General features: G+C 69.7%; 12 protein-coding genes, 1 tRNA gene, 2 pseudogenes and 1 riboswitch. Of the genes and pseudogenes, 7 read left to right on the top strand and 8 right to left on the bottom strand.

The features are described 5' to 3' along the window. Positions 1 to 247 precede the first annotated feature (247 nt). On the top strand, positions 248 to 2,764 hold the full coding sequence (locus IPZ69_RS33640; RefSeq protein ID WP_374294766.1) for a transglycosylase domain-containing protein: 2,517 nt from the start codon (positions 248 to 250) through the stop codon (positions 2,762 to 2,764). Positions 2,765 to 2,774: 10 nt separating this feature from the next. Here IPZ69_RS33640 and IPZ69_RS33635 read toward each other — a convergent pair whose 3' ends face one another. From IPZ69_RS33635 to IPZ69_RS33625, 3 genes are all read right to left on the bottom strand, one after another. Then, the gene (locus IPZ69_RS33635; RefSeq protein ID WP_235458457.1) at positions 2,775 to 3,095 is read right to left on the bottom strand and encodes a DMT family transporter; all 321 of its coding nucleotides are present in this window, start codon (positions 3,093 to 3,095) and stop codon (positions 2,775 to 2,777) included. Positions 3,096 to 3,127: 32 nt separating this feature from the next. Next, positions 3,128 to 3,199: riboswitch (guanidine-III (ykkC-III) riboswitch) on the bottom strand. Positions 3,200 to 3,251: 52 nt separating this feature from the next. Next, positions 3,252 to 3,608, bottom strand: a complete 357-nt coding sequence (locus IPZ69_RS33630; protein ID WP_235458456.1) for a GroES family chaperonin — start codon at positions 3,606 to 3,608, stop codon at positions 3,252 to 3,254. Between the two features lie 44 nt (positions 3,609 to 3,652). Continuing rightward, positions 3,653 to 3,982 carry a DUF3618 domain-containing protein gene (locus IPZ69_RS33625; protein WP_235458455.1) on the bottom strand — a complete coding sequence of 110 codons (330 nt, stop codon included), beginning with the start codon at positions 3,980 to 3,982 and terminating at the stop codon, positions 3,653 to 3,655. 94 nt (positions 3,983 to 4,076) lie between these two features. Between IPZ69_RS33625 and bcp the strand changes: the two genes are divergently transcribed. From bcp to IPZ69_RS33605, 4 genes and pseudogenes are all read left to right on the top strand, one after another. After that, positions 4,077 to 4,544 (top strand): thioredoxin-dependent thiol peroxidase, encoded by a 468-nt coding sequence (gene bcp / locus IPZ69_RS33620; RefSeq protein WP_235458454.1) that lies wholly within the window; start codon positions 4,077 to 4,079, stop codon positions 4,542 to 4,544. A gap of 148 nt (positions 4,545 to 4,692) precedes the next feature. Beyond that, positions 4,693 to 5,188 (top strand): annotated as a pseudogene (locus IPZ69_RS33615) (HNH endonuclease signature motif containing protein). Beyond that, a pseudogene (locus tag IPZ69_RS33610) lies at positions 5,185 to 5,719 on the top strand (HNH endonuclease). The pseudogenes IPZ69_RS33615 and IPZ69_RS33610 overlap by 4 nt, the downstream one beginning before the upstream one ends. 15 nt (positions 5,720 to 5,734) lie before the next feature. Beyond that, positions 5,735 to 5,809: transfer RNA gene (locus IPZ69_RS33605), tRNA-Leu, on the top strand. 55 nt (positions 5,810 to 5,864) lie between these two features. Here the strand turns inward: IPZ69_RS33605 and rdgB are convergent. The 4 genes from rdgB to IPZ69_RS33585 all read right to left on the bottom strand — a co-directional run bounded on the left by rdgB (position 5,865) and on the right by IPZ69_RS33585 (position 8,098). Further along, on the bottom strand, positions 5,865 to 6,467 hold the full coding sequence (gene rdgB / locus IPZ69_RS33600; protein WP_235458453.1) for an RdgB/HAM1 family non-canonical purine NTP pyrophosphatase: 603 nt from the start codon (positions 6,465 to 6,467) through the stop codon (positions 5,865 to 5,867). A gap of 48 nt (positions 6,468 to 6,515) precedes the next feature. Further along, entirely contained in the window at positions 6,516 to 6,923 is a 408-nt protein-coding gene (locus IPZ69_RS33595) for a hypothetical protein (protein ID WP_235458452.1), read from the bottom strand. A gap of 126 nt (positions 6,924 to 7,049) precedes the next feature. Then, on the bottom strand, positions 7,050 to 7,787 hold the full coding sequence (gene rph / locus IPZ69_RS33590; protein WP_235458451.1) for a ribonuclease PH: 738 nt from the start codon (positions 7,785 to 7,787) through the stop codon (positions 7,050 to 7,052). Between the two features lie 77 nt (positions 7,788 to 7,864). Further along, a complete protein-coding gene (locus tag IPZ69_RS33585; protein WP_235458450.1) occupies positions 7,865 to 8,098 on the bottom strand; it encodes a glucose PTS transporter subunit EIIB in 234 nt (77 codons plus the stop codon). 186 nt (positions 8,099 to 8,284) lie between these two features. Here IPZ69_RS33585 and IPZ69_RS33580 point away from each other — a divergent pair, with 186 nt between their 5' ends. Together IPZ69_RS33580 and IPZ69_RS33575 are read left to right on the top strand one after the other, a co-directional pair. Further along, entirely contained in the window at positions 8,285 to 9,583 is a 1,299-nt protein-coding gene (locus IPZ69_RS33580; protein WP_235458449.1) for a PTS transporter subunit EIIC, read from the top strand. An 894-nt stretch (positions 9,584 to 10,477) separates the two neighbouring features. Further along, positions 10,478 to 11,743, top strand: a complete 1,266-nt coding sequence (locus IPZ69_RS33575) for a PTS transporter subunit EIIC (RefSeq protein WP_235458448.1) — start codon at positions 10,478 to 10,480, stop codon at positions 11,741 to 11,743. Between the two features lie 66 nt (positions 11,744 to 11,809). On the opposite strand, the gene IPZ69_RS33570 is transcribed toward IPZ69_RS33575, so the two are convergent. Next, positions 11,810 to 12,562 carry an MBL fold metallo-hydrolase gene (locus tag IPZ69_RS33570; RefSeq protein WP_235458447.1) on the bottom strand — a complete coding sequence of 251 codons (753 nt, stop codon included), beginning with the start codon at positions 12,560 to 12,562 and terminating at the stop codon, positions 11,810 to 11,812. Positions 12,563 to 12,853 lie beyond the last annotated feature (291 nt).

The following is a 12,853-nucleotide window of genomic DNA, read 5'->3' as shown; positions in this document are numbered from 1 at the left end:
GGGCAACGCCGGAACCACCGGGACCGCAGGGAACAGCGGGGCCACCGACACCACGAAGCTCGCGAAGGTCACGGAGAACACGCCGCCCGCCGCCGGAGCGGCCGACACCACCAAGCTCACCCGCATCAAGGACAACGCGCCCACCGCCAAGCCGACCCAGCCCGCCGGCGCGGCGGGCGCGGGGAACGCGGCGGCCGCGGGGAACGCGCCGGGTGCCGGCAGCGCCGACACCACCAGGCTCACCCGGATCAAGGAGAACGCCCCGAGCCCGAAGCCCGGCCGGCCCGCCGGACCGGCGCAGTCCCCGCGGAGAGCGGCGGGCGCGGCGGCAGCAGCCGCGAGCGCCGCAGTCGCGGCCAACGCCGCCGGCCCGGCAGCCCCGCCCGCCGCGGCCGCCCCCGCGAGCACCGCGCCCCCGGCTCAGGGCAAGAAGGCGAAGCGTCCCAAGCGCACCGGCTGGCGGCGGCTCGTTCCGACCTGGCGGATGGTGCTCGGTACCTGCGTCATCGGGGTCCTGCTGATCATCGGGCTGTTCGTCCTCGGGTACTCGCTCGTGAAGATCCCGCCGGCCAACGCCATGGCCATGAAGCAGAGCAACGTGTACCTGTACGCGGACGGCTCCCAACTGGCCCGAGACGGCGAGATCAACCGGGAGAACGTCAGCCTCGCGCAGATCTCCAAGGCCGCCCAGCACGCCGTACTGGCCGCCGAGGACCGGGACTTCTACACCGAGTCGGCCATCGACCCCAAGGCGATGATCCGCGCGGCCTGGAACACCGCGACCGGCAAGGGCAAGCAGTCCGGTTCGACGATCACCCAGCAGTACGTGAAGAACTACTACCTGGCCCAGGAACAGACGGTCACCCGTAAGGCCAAGGAGTTCTTCATCTCGATCAAGCTGGACCGCAACAAGAGCAAGAACGAGATCCTCGAGGGCTACCTCAACACCAGCTACTTCGGCCGCAACGCCTACGGCATCCAGTCCGCCGCCCAGGCCTACTACGGCGTGGACGCCACCGACCTGGACCCGGCCCGCGCCGCCTACCTCGCCGCGCTGGTCAACGCGCCCAGCGAGTACGACGTGATCGCCCACCCGGAGAACAAGCCGGCGGCCGTGGCCCGCTGGAGGTACGTGCTGGACGGCATGGTCAAGAAGGGCTGGCTCAGCGAGTCCGAGCGGGCCGGCATGAAGTTCCCGATGCCGAAGGAACAGACCGTCTCCACGGGCCTGTCCGGGCAGCGCGGCTACATCGTCGAGGCGGTCAAGCACTACCTCATCACCAACAAGATCGTCGACGCGGACGCGCTGGAGGCGGGCGGCTACCGCATCACCACCACGCTGCACAAGGACAAGCAGAAGGCCTTCGTCGCGGCGGTCAACGACAAGCTGATGGACAAGCTCGACAAGAAGAACCGCAAGGTGGACAACTACGTCCGCGCGGGCGGTGCCTCCGTCGACCCGAAGACCGGCAAGGTCGTCGCGATGTACGGCGGCGTCGACTACGTGAAGCAGTACACCAACGGCGCCACCCGCGGCGACTACCAAGTCGGCTCCACCTTCAAGCCGTTCGTGTTCACCTCGGCCGTGGAGAACGGCTCCGTGACGCAGGACGGCCGGACCATCACGCCGAACACGTACTACGACGGCACCAACCGGCGGACCGTGCAGGGCTGGAGCGGCGGCGCGTACTCGCCGGAGAACGAGGACTCCCGGTCGTACGGCGAGATCACCGTGCGCAAGGCCACCGATCTGTCGGTCAACTCGGTGTACGCGCAGATGGCCGTGGACGTCGGCCCGTCGAAGGTCAAGCAGACCGCGGTCGACCTCGGCGTCCCCGCCGACACCAAGGACCTGCAGCCCTACCCGTCCATCGCCCTGGGCACGGCCACCGCCAGCGTCCTGGACATGGCGGAGGCGTACGCCACGCTCGCCAACCACGGCAAGCACGGCACGTACACGATGATCGAGAAGATCACCAAGGACGGCACGTCGGAGGTGAAGCTGCCCGACCAGCCGGTCAAGCAGGCCGTCAGCCGTGAGGCCGCCGACACCACGACGTCGATCCTGCAGAGCGTGGTCGAGACCGGCACCGCGACCGCCGCCCAGGCCGCCGGCCGGCCCGCGGCCGGCAAGACCGGCACCGCGGAGGAGGACACGGCGGCCTGGTTCGCCGGTTACACGCCCGACCTCGCCACGGTCGTCGCCGTCATGGGCCAGGACCCGGTGACGGCCGCCCACCGGCCGCTGTACAACGCGCTGGGCCTGCCGCGCATCAACGGCGGCGGGGCGCCCACCGAGATCTGGGCGCAGTACACCCAGGCCGCGCTCAAGGGCGAGCCGGTGAGCGACTTCGACCTCCAGCTGGAGCCGGGCGCCGAGGAGACCCAGGAGCCCACCGGTGCGCCCTCGACGGAGCCGGGCACCGGCGACCAGGACAACGGCGGCACCACGGACGGCGGTCAGGACACCCAGGGGCAGACCCAGGGCCAGACGGACGGCCAGGACAACGGCGGCGGCACGACCGGGAGCACCACGGACGGCTCGACGACCACCGACGGCGGCACCACGACCGACGGCGGGACGACGACGGACGGGGGCGCGACGACCACCGGCGGCACCACGGACGGCTCGACGACCACCGACGGCGGCCCGACCACCACCGGCGGCGACCCGACCACCAACGGCGGCACCACGGACGGCACGACCGACGGCACCACGACCGCGGGGCCGGGCGGCCAGCCGCTCTTCGGCCGGCGGGAGTGACCGCCCCCGGTCAGTGACCGGAGGTCGCCTTCAGCCCGACCACGGCGACCAGCAGGAGAACGACGAAGAACACGCGGGCGGCGGTCACCGGCTCCCCCAGCACCACCATGCCGAGCACCGCCGCCCCCGCGGCCCCGATGCCCACCCACACGCCGTAGGCGGTACCGATGGGCAGGGACCGGGCCGCGTACGACAGCAGCAGCATGCTGGCGACGATGCCGGCGCCGGTGAACAGGCTGGGGACGGGACGGGTGAAACCGTCGGTGTACTTCATGCCGATGGACCAGGCGACTTCGAGAAGACCGGCGCCGACGAGCAGGACCCAGGCCATGGGGAGCACCTCCGTGGAACGTACTGACGGGTGGTGCGTCGTCTTTGCGTACGTCCCGGTACGGCGCGTCTCGTCGGGCTGGCTGCTGTCGAATCTAGCAAAGGAACGACAAAAAGGGCTGGTGACCGTGGTCACCAGCCCTTTTCCGCTGCTGTTTCAGAGGTACAGACCTGTCGAGTCCTCCGAGCCCTCGAACCGGTCCGCGGCCACCGCGTGCAGGTCCCGTTCACGCATGAGCACGTAGGCCACGCCCCGCACCTCGACCTCGGCCCGGTCCTCCGGGTCGTACAGGACGCGGTCGCCCGGCTCCACCGTCCGTACGTTCTGCCCGACCGCCACGACCTCGGCCCAGGCCAGCCGTCGTCCGACCGCCGCCGTGGCGGGGATCAGGATGCCGCCGCCCGACCGTCGCTCGCCCTCGCTGGTGTCCTGCCGGACGAGCACGCGGTCGTGCAGCATCCGGATGGGCAGCTTGTCGTGGTGGGTGCTGTGGTCATGTCTGTTGGCGCTCACGCCTTCGAACCTACCTGCCTTTGACGCGTCCGTACGCGACCGGGTCAGCCCTTGCGTCGCCGGGAGCCGAAGGCCAGCAGCCCCACGACGCCGACGGCGAGGAGCGCGACGGGCACGATCCGCTCGACGCGGGGCGCCCCCTCCGCGTTCACGAACTGGGCCTTCACATCGCTGACCACCCGGTTGACCTGCACATAGGCACGACCGAGGGTGTGGTCGACGTTGGCGACGACCTTCGCCTTGGCATCGCCGACGATGGTCTTCGGATGCACCCGCACCCCGATCTCGTCCAGCGTCTCGGCCAGCACCTCGCGGCGGCGCTTGATGTCCGCCTCGATCTGCGCCGGGGTTCTGGTGTCCGACGTCTCCGCCACCGTTCGGCCTCCGAAGTCTTCGATGCTGTTCCGGACAGTCTGTCAGCTTCGGGCGTCGCCGCGCCCCAAGGGGCCCCACCGTTACGCTGGACCGATGAGCGAGCGACTCCAGCCCGGGGACGTGGCCCCCGCCTTCACCCTGCCCGACGCCGACGGCAACGAGGTGTCCTTGTCGGACCACAAGGGCCGCAAGGTCATCGTCTACTTCTACCCGGCGGCCCTGACGCCCGGCTGCACCAAGCAGGCCTGCGACTTCACCGACAACCTCGACGTGCTGGCCGGCGCGGGGTACGACGTGATCGGCATCTCCCCCGACAAGCCGGAGAAGCTGGCCAAGTTCCGCGAGAAGGAATCCCTGAAGGTCACGCTCGTGGCCGACCCCGACAAGAAGGTCCTGGAGGCGTACGGCGCCTTCGGCGAGAAGAAGCTGTACGGCAAGACGGTCGTCGGCGTCATCCGCTCCACGGTGGTCGTGGACGAGGAGGGCAAGGTCGAACGCGCCCTCTACAACGTCAAGGCCACCGGCCACGTGGCGAAGATCATCAAGGATCTGGGCGTCTGAGGCATCCGACGGCACGCTTCTGCCGCTCGGCGGCCCGCACCGGGGTGACCCGGTGCGGGCCGCTTTGCATTTCGGGCGTGACTGTCCGATAAGCGATTCGTTACTCCGTGCGAGGTAGCGAACATGCGGCCGGGAACGGAGGGGGTTCATGGGGGCCAGTACGTACACCAAGGAGCGGCTGGAGGAGGCGGCTCGGGGGGCGCGGACGTTGTCGGAGGCGTTGGGGACGTTGGGGGTGGATCCGGGAAGTTCGACGCGGAGCTACATCCGGGAGCGGATGAGGAAACTGGAGGTCGACACCTCTCACTCAACCCGGTCGCCCGAACGGAGCGCATGAAGGACACCCGGCGGCGCCGGACACCCGGGGAGATCCTCGTCAAGGACGTACCACCGCATGCTCCGCGGATTCCGAGTCACCGCCTGAAGCGTGCAATGAGCGAGGTCGGCGTTGAAGAGCTATGCACACTCTGCGGAATCGAAGCAGTCTGGCTCGGGGAACCCCTGCCGCTGGAGGTCGACCACATCGACAGCGACTGGCGAAACAACCGCATCGAGAATCTGGACTGCTCTGCCCCAACTGCCACTCCACAACGGACAGCTATCGAGGGCGCGGCAAAGGGCGCATCGGGGGTGGCAGTTCATGAGCAGCAGCGTGCAGTACACGCGAGAGCGGTTGACGGAAGCTGCCCAACGGTGCTCCGACATCGACGAGGTCATCGCATTCTTTGGCGTACATTTTCCACGTCGGCGGCGAGCCGGCGAGCCTCCACCCAAACCAGCCGCTGAGGAACTGCGGCGCGCAGTCGAGGACGCGACCTCCATCGCAGGCGCTCTTGCTGCACTGGGCAAGCCCTGCAACGGCCACCATCGCGCGCTATTCGGGAACAAACACCAAACAGCCGGAGGACGTTCTGGTCCGGCATGACGGCAAGCACCGAATCGCGACCAAACGTCTACGCCGGGCGCTCCATGAGATCGGCGTGCCCGAGCAGTGCGCCAGATGCGGAGTCGGCCCCGTGTGGCTCGACAAGCCCATGACGCTGGAGGTCGACCACATCAACGGGGACTGGCACGACAACCGGAGGGAGAACCTGCGGCTGCTTTGCCCGAACTGCCACGCGATTACGACCACCTGGTGCAGAGGAGGTCGGCGAGCGGTCCGCAGCGCCCAGTAGAGTAGGCACAGCCACGGGCCCGTATCCCAGCTGGCAAGAGGATGCCGGTTTAGATCCGGTATGTCGTGGGTTCGAGTCCCACCGGGCCCACAGGGGCATTCGGCCCCGCACCTTAGATTCAGAGGTGCGGGGCCTTCCTGTCGCTTCAGCCCAACAACTCCCGCACCACCGGCACCAACGCCCGAAACGCCTTCCCGCGATGGCTGATCGCGTTCTTCTCCTCGGCGCTCAGCTCGGCGCAGGTCCGTGTCCGGCCCTCCGGCTGGAGGATGGGGTCGTAGCCGAAGCCGTTGGTGCCGGCGGGGAGGTGCCGCAGCGTGCCGAGCAGCCGGCCCTCGACCACTCGCTCCGTGCCGTCCGGCAGGGCGAGCGCCGCGGCGCAGGCGAAGTGCGCGGCGCGGTGTCCGTCGGCGATGTCGGCGAGTTGGGCCAGGAGCAGCTCCAGGTTGGCCTTGTCGTCGCCGTGCCGGCCCGACCAGCGGGCCGAGAAGATGCCGGGGGCTCCGCCGAGGACGTCGACGCACAGGCCCGAGTCGTCGGCGACGGCCGGCAGGCCCGTGGCGCGGGCCAGGGCGTGGGCCTTCAGGAGCGCGTTCTCGGCGAAGGTCACGCCGGTTTCCTTGACGTCGGGGACGTCGGGGAAGGCGTCCGCGCCGACGAGGTCGTGCGGCAGACCTGCGTCGGCGAGGATCGAGCGGAGCTCGGTGATCTTTCCGGCGTTGCGGGTGGCGAGGATCAGGCGGGTCATGGGGGTCAGTATCCCCCCAGGGCCTGTCGGCCCTGGCTCGCACCGGGTCTACGGGGTGCAGACCTTGGTCAGTTCGCCGGCCGCGTCCGTCACCGGGCTGATGTCCGGGGTCTCGTCGCCGTTCTTGATCGCCGTACGGACGTTGTCGACCGCCTTGCCGAGGTCGTCGACGGCCTTGTTGACGTCGGCGTTGTCCGTCTTGTCGCCGATCTTGTCGAGGTTGCGCTCGATCGAGGCCAGGGACTCGTCGGTCTGGGTCGGGTCGTTGGCCGCGTTCTCCACCGCCTGCTGGAGGTCGGTGACGCTGTCGGCGATGTTGTCGGCGGTCTGGACGCAGTCCAGGGCCTTGTTGACGGCGTCGCAGCCGGTGGTGAGGCCGGCGGTGAGCGCGGCGGCCGCCGCGACGGCGGCGATGGCGGTGAGACGGGCTCGACGTGGGCGTCGGCTCGCGGCCATGGTGGTGGTCCCTCCCCCTGGATCGGCTGGCCGAGCGCACGGTGGTGTGCCGTGCGCCCGTACCCATAGGGACGCCGGGGAGGTCGGCGGGGTTGCCCTTTACGGCCTCGGGTTTTGGTGGTCCCTTTACTTTTCCGTGGCCGCTTCCAGGGCCTGGCGCTGGATGGCGGCCAGGTCGGCGCAGCCGCCCACCGCGAGGTCGAGCAGCGCGTTGAGCTCGTCGCGGGCGAACGGCTCGGCCTCGGCGGTGCCCTGGACCTCGACGAAGCGGCCGTCGCCGGTGCAGACGACGTTCATGTCGGTCTCGGCCCTGACGTCCTCCTCGTAGCAGAGGTCGAGGAGGGGGACGCCGCCGACGATGCCGACCGAGACGGCGCTGACCGTGCCGGTCAGGGGCTGGCGGCCGGGCTTGATCAGCTTCCTGCCCCGGGCCCAGGTGATCGCGTCGGCCAGGGCCACGTAGGCGCCGGTGATGGCCGCGGTGCGGGTGCCGCCGTCGGCCTGGAGGACGTCGCAGTCCAGGACGATGGTGTTCTCGCCGAGCGCCTTGTAGTCGACGACGGCGCGCAGGGAGCGGCCGATGAGCCTGCTGATCTCGTGCGTACGGCCGCCGATCTTGCCCTTGACGGACTCGCGGTCGCCGCGGGTGTTGGTGGCGCGGGGCAGCATGGCGTACTCCGCGGTGACCCAGCCCTCGCCGCTGCCCTTGCGCCAGCGCGGGACGCCTTCGGTGACGGAGGCCGTGCAGAGGACCTTGGTGTCGCCGAAGGAGACGAGGACGGAGCCCTCGGCGTGCTTGCTCCAGCCACGTTCGATGGTGACGGGGCGGAGCTGTTCGGGAGTGCGGCCGTCGATTCGAGACATGGCGACGAGCCTAGCCGCACATACGGAAGGGACTCCTCCCGCGTCGGGAAGAGCCCCGTCCAGGTGAACCGCGAGGCTCACATCATGTCTTCGATCTCCGCGGCGATCGGGTCTGCGTCGGTGCCGATGACGACCTGGATCGCGGTGCCCATCTTCACGACGCCGTGGGCGCCGGCGGCCTTCAGGGCGGTCTCGTCGACCAGCGAGGGGTCGGAGACCTCGGTACGCAGGCGGGTGATGCAGCCCTCGATCTCCTCGATGTTGTCGATGCCGCCGAGCCCGGCGACGATCTTCTCAGCCTTGGTGGCCATGTTCCTTCTCCCTGATCCGAACCGCTTTGTCGCAGTAACCCACAGTTGGCCCATCTTCGCGAGCGGCCGTGTCGTACGTCCCGAATGATGGCGTTCACGACAGCGGAACCGTCCGCCGACTGGTCTACACCACCCTGTGGACGGCCGCCAAACCCGCCTCTCAGCAGAGCGGTTCGGAGGACGCCGATGAGCGCCGAGAGCAGCGCCGAGAGCACGGTCAGCCCCGGACGCGCCCGGTGGAACGCGCTGTTCCAGGGGCTGCAGAAGATGGGGCGCAGTCTGCAGTTGCCGATCGCGGTGCTGCCGGCCGCGGGCCTGCTCATCGCCCTGAGCCAGCCGGGCCTGCTCGGCGCGGACGGGCTCGGCTGGACGCCGGTCGCGAAGGTGATGAGCGGCGCGGGCGGTGCGCTGCTCGACGGGTCGCTCGGTCTTCCGCTGCTGTTCTGCGTGGGCGTGGCGATCGGCATGGCCAAGAAGGCGGACGGTTCGACGGCGCTCGCGGCGGTGGCGGGCTTCCTCGTCTACTACGGCGTGCTGCGCCAGTTCCCGCAGGACTGTGCCGCGGGGTCGAGGCCGGTGGCGACGGGCTGTCTGGTGAAGGACGGGACGGTGACCGCCTTCACGTACCAGAACCCGGGGGTCTTCGGCGGCATCGTGCTGGGTCTGATGGCGGCCTTCTTCTGGGTCCGCTTCCACCGCACCCGGCTCGTGGACTGGCTCGGCTTCTTCAACGGCCGCCGGCTCGTCCCGATCATCATGGCGTTCGCCGCCGTCGTCTTCGCGGTGCTGTGCCTGTGGGTCTGGCCGCCGATCGGCAGCGCGCTGGAGAGCTTCAGCGACTGGCTCAGCGGCCTCGGCGCGTGGGGCGCGGGCGTCTTCGGTGTCGCCAACCGCGGGCTGCTGGTGATCGGGCTCCACCAGTTCCTCAACGTGCCCATCTGGTTCCAGTTCGGCAGCTACACCAAGCCCGACGGCACGGTGGTGCACGGCGACATCAACATGTTCCTGGCGGGCGATCCGAACGCGGGGCAGTTCACCTCGGGCTTCTTCCCGATCATGATGTTCGCGCTGCCGGCCGCCGCGCTGGCCATCACCCACTGCGCCAAGCCGCACCGCCGCAAGGAGGTGGGCGGCCTGATGCTCTCGGTGGCGCTGACCTCGTTCGTCACCGGTATCACCGAGCCCCTCGAATACTCCTTCCTGTTCGTCGCCCCCCTGCTCTACGCCGTGCACGCGCTGCTCACCGGGGTCTCGATGGCGGTGACCTGGGGGCTCGGCGTGCACGACGGCTTCAGCTTCTCGGCGGGCCTCATCGACTACGTCATCAACTGGCACCTGGCCACCAAGCCCTGGGCGATCATCCCGATCGGCCTGTGCTTCGCCGCCGTCTACTACGTGGTCTTCCGCTTCGCCATCACCACGTTCGACCTGAAGACCCCGGGCCGAGAACCGGAGGAAGAGGTCGAGGACACCACGAAGGCCTGAGGCCGTCCGGCGGTTCGCGGCGACTGGGCCGACGGCAGCGACGCGGCGCAGCCGCACGGGGCATGGGGGTGGCCGTTGCTTGAGCGAAGTCGAGCACGAGTGGCGCGCGGGCCCTCCGACGCATCAGAGCGAGCCGGCCGACGGCGCCGCCGCAGCGCAGGTGAGCGGGGCATGGGGCGCCCCCTCCTTGAGCCGCAAGGCGGATGAGGGCGGCGACGCGACGGCCCCTTACTCGTGGAGCTCGGAGGATGGGCGGGCCAGGCCCCACCTCCCTGGATGATCCGCGAACGGGCCCCGGGGCCGAGTGGCGCGCGGGCCGTCCGACGAATCAGGGCGAGTCGGCTGGCGGCACCGAGGCGACGCAGGTGAACGGAAGCATGGGTGCCCCTCTGCATGAGCGAAGTCGAGAGCTCGGGGGAGCATCCAGCCGCAAGGCGGATGAGGGCGGCGACGCGACGGCCCCTTGCTCGTGGAGCTCAGAGCAGGGCGGGCCAGGCCCCACGTCCCTGGATGATCCGCGAACGGGCCCCGGAGCCGAGCGGCGCGCGGGCCCTCCGGCGCGACAGGGCGAGTCAGCCGACGGCGCCGCCGCGGCACAGGTGAGCGGGGGCGTGGGGGGGGTGGCCCCGGGGCCAGGCGGTGCGCGCCCCGGTGGCGGTCGGGTTTCCGGCCCGGGTCGGACGGTCCGGGGACCTTCGTCGTGACCTGCGGCAGGGCCGGGGCGTAGCTCAAATCGTTACGGGAATCGCGGGTTCCTTATGCCGCCTTCATCGTGCTACAACAGGTCTACACCACTCAGTGGTGTAGACCAGAGACGCCGCCGTCCCTTGCCTTCCAGGGCGGCGCCATGCCCGCTCCCGGCCTTCGGCCCGGGGGTACCCCCAGGAGGAAGTTGTGACCACGGCCAGCGCCGCTCCCGCGGCCGAGAAGAAGAAGGGCTCCGGCGCGATGGCTGTTCTGCAGCGCATCGGCCGCAGCCTGATGCTGCCGGTGGCGGTCCTGCCCGCCGCCGCCCTTCTGGTGCGCCTCGGCAACACCGACATGCTGGGACGCCCCTCGTTCCCGACCTTCTTCACGAAGATCGCGGGCTTCATGGCGGCCGGCGGCAACGCGATCCTCGACAACATGGCGCTGCTGTTCGCCGTGGGCATCGCGATCGGCTTCGCCAAGAAGTCGGACGGTTCGACCGCGCTCGCCGCGGTCGTCGGCTATCTGGTCTTCAAGAACGTCCTCGGCACGTTCACCGACAAGAACCTGCCGAAGGTGGCGACGGCCGTCGACGGCAAGGTCGTCATGGTGGACGCCCCGGTGGACGCCAAGGTCCTCGGCGGCGTGGTGATGGGCATCGTCGTCGCCCTGCTCTACCAGCGCTTCTACCGCACCAAGCTGCCGGACTGGGCGGGCTTCTTCGGCGGCCGCCGTCTCGTCCCGATCCTGTCCGCCCTCGCGGGCCTGGTCATCGGCATCGTCTTCGGCTACATCTGGCCGGTCCTGGGCACGGGTCTGCACAGCTTCGGTGAGCAGCTCGTCGGTTCGGGCGCCGTCGGTGCCGGCATCTTCGGTGTCGCCAACCGCGCGCTGATCCCGATCGGCATGCACCACCTGCTGAACTCGTTCCCCTGGTTCCAGGCGGGCGACTACCACGGCAAGAGCGGCGACATCGCCCGCTTCCTGGCCGGCGACCCGACCGCGGGCCAGTTCATGACCGGCTTCTTCCCGATCATGATGTTCGGTCTCCCGGCGGCCTGCCTGGCCATGGTCCACTGCGCCCGCCCGGAGCGCCGCAAGGTGGTCGGCGGCATGATGCTCTCGATCGCGCTGACCTCGTTCGTCACCGGCGTCACCGAGCCGATCGAGTTCACCTTCATGTTCATCGCCCCGGTCCTGTACGCGATCCACGCGGTCCTCACCGGCGTCTCGCTGGCGCTGACCTGGGCGCTCGGCATGAAGGACGGCTTCGGCTTCTCGGCCGGCGCGGTCGACTTCGGACTGAACCTCGGCATCGCGACCAACCCATGGGGCCTGGCCGTGGTCGGCCTGTGCTTCGCGGCGGTCTACTACGCGGTCTTCCGCTTCGCGATCATCAGGTTCAACCTGCCGACGCCGGGCCGCGAGTCCGACGAGGAACTGGCGGAACTGCAGAAGGCCGAGGCCAAGTAGCCCGGTCCCGCGAACAGTGCGACGGCCCCGGAACTCACGTTCCGGGGCCGTCGTGGCATGGGGGGTTCAGACCTCGTACGTCACCCGCGGCGCGGCCAGGTCCACCGGGCCGTCGAAGACCTCGCGGGCGTCGGCGAGGTTGATCTCGGGGTCGGTCCACGGCGGGATGTGGGTGAGGATCAGGCGGCCCGCGCCCGCCCGGGCCGCCGTCTCGCCCGCCTCGCGGCCGTTGAGGTGCAGGTCCGGGATGTTCTCCTTGCCGTGCGTGAACGCGGCCTCGCACAGGAACAGGTCGGTGTCCCGGGCCAGCCCGTCGAGCGCCTCGGTGACGCCGGTATCGCCGGAGTACGTCAGCGACTTCCCGCCGTGCTCGATCCGGATGGCGTACGCCTCGACGGGGTGCCGGACCTTCTCGGTGTGCACCGTGAACGGGCCGATCTCGAACGTGGACGGCTTGACCGTGTGGAAGTCGAAGACCTCGCTCATGGACGACGCGGTGGGAGTGTCGGCGTAGGCGGTGGTCAGGCGGTGTTCCGTGCCCTCGGGTCCGTACACGGGGATCGGGTCGGCCGGGCCGCCGTCGTGCCGGTAGTAGCGCGCCACGAAGTAGGCCAGCATGTCGATGCAGTGATCGGCGTGCAGATGGCTGAGGAAGATCGCGTCGAGGTCGTAGAGACCGCAGTGGCGCTGCAGCTCGCCGAGGGCGCCGTTGCCCATGTCGAGAAGCAGCCGGAAGCCGTCGGCCTCAACGAGGTAGCTCGAACAGGCCGATTCCGCGGACGGAAACGACCCCGAGCAGCCGACGACGGTGAGCTTCATGAAGCAGAAACCTCCGTGGACGGGATATCGGGAGATCCGGACGATGACGGATCCGGTCGGATACGGGGAGAGGTCAGACGAGAGGCTGACGGGAGTCGTGCGGTTTGTTGAGCGTAAGGCGCAAAAGGGCCGGTCGCTCCTCCGCCAGGGGCCGTTGTGGGCGAACTCACCTGCGCTGTCACCGGTTCGGCTGGACCCGGGGCTCAGCAGGCTTGTGAGAGGGCGCGCATTGGGGGGCGCGCGCCGGTAACGTCGTGCGTATGGACACGTCATGGTGGCTGGCGCTCGCGG

It is taken from the genome of Streptomyces olivochromogenes (assembly GCF_021538895.1).
In the GTDB taxonomy this organism is placed as follows: Bacteria; Actinomycetota; Actinomycetes; order Streptomycetales; family Streptomycetaceae; genus Streptomyces; species Streptomyces olivochromogenes_A.
This window is presented reverse-complemented; position numbering and strand designations above follow the sequence as displayed.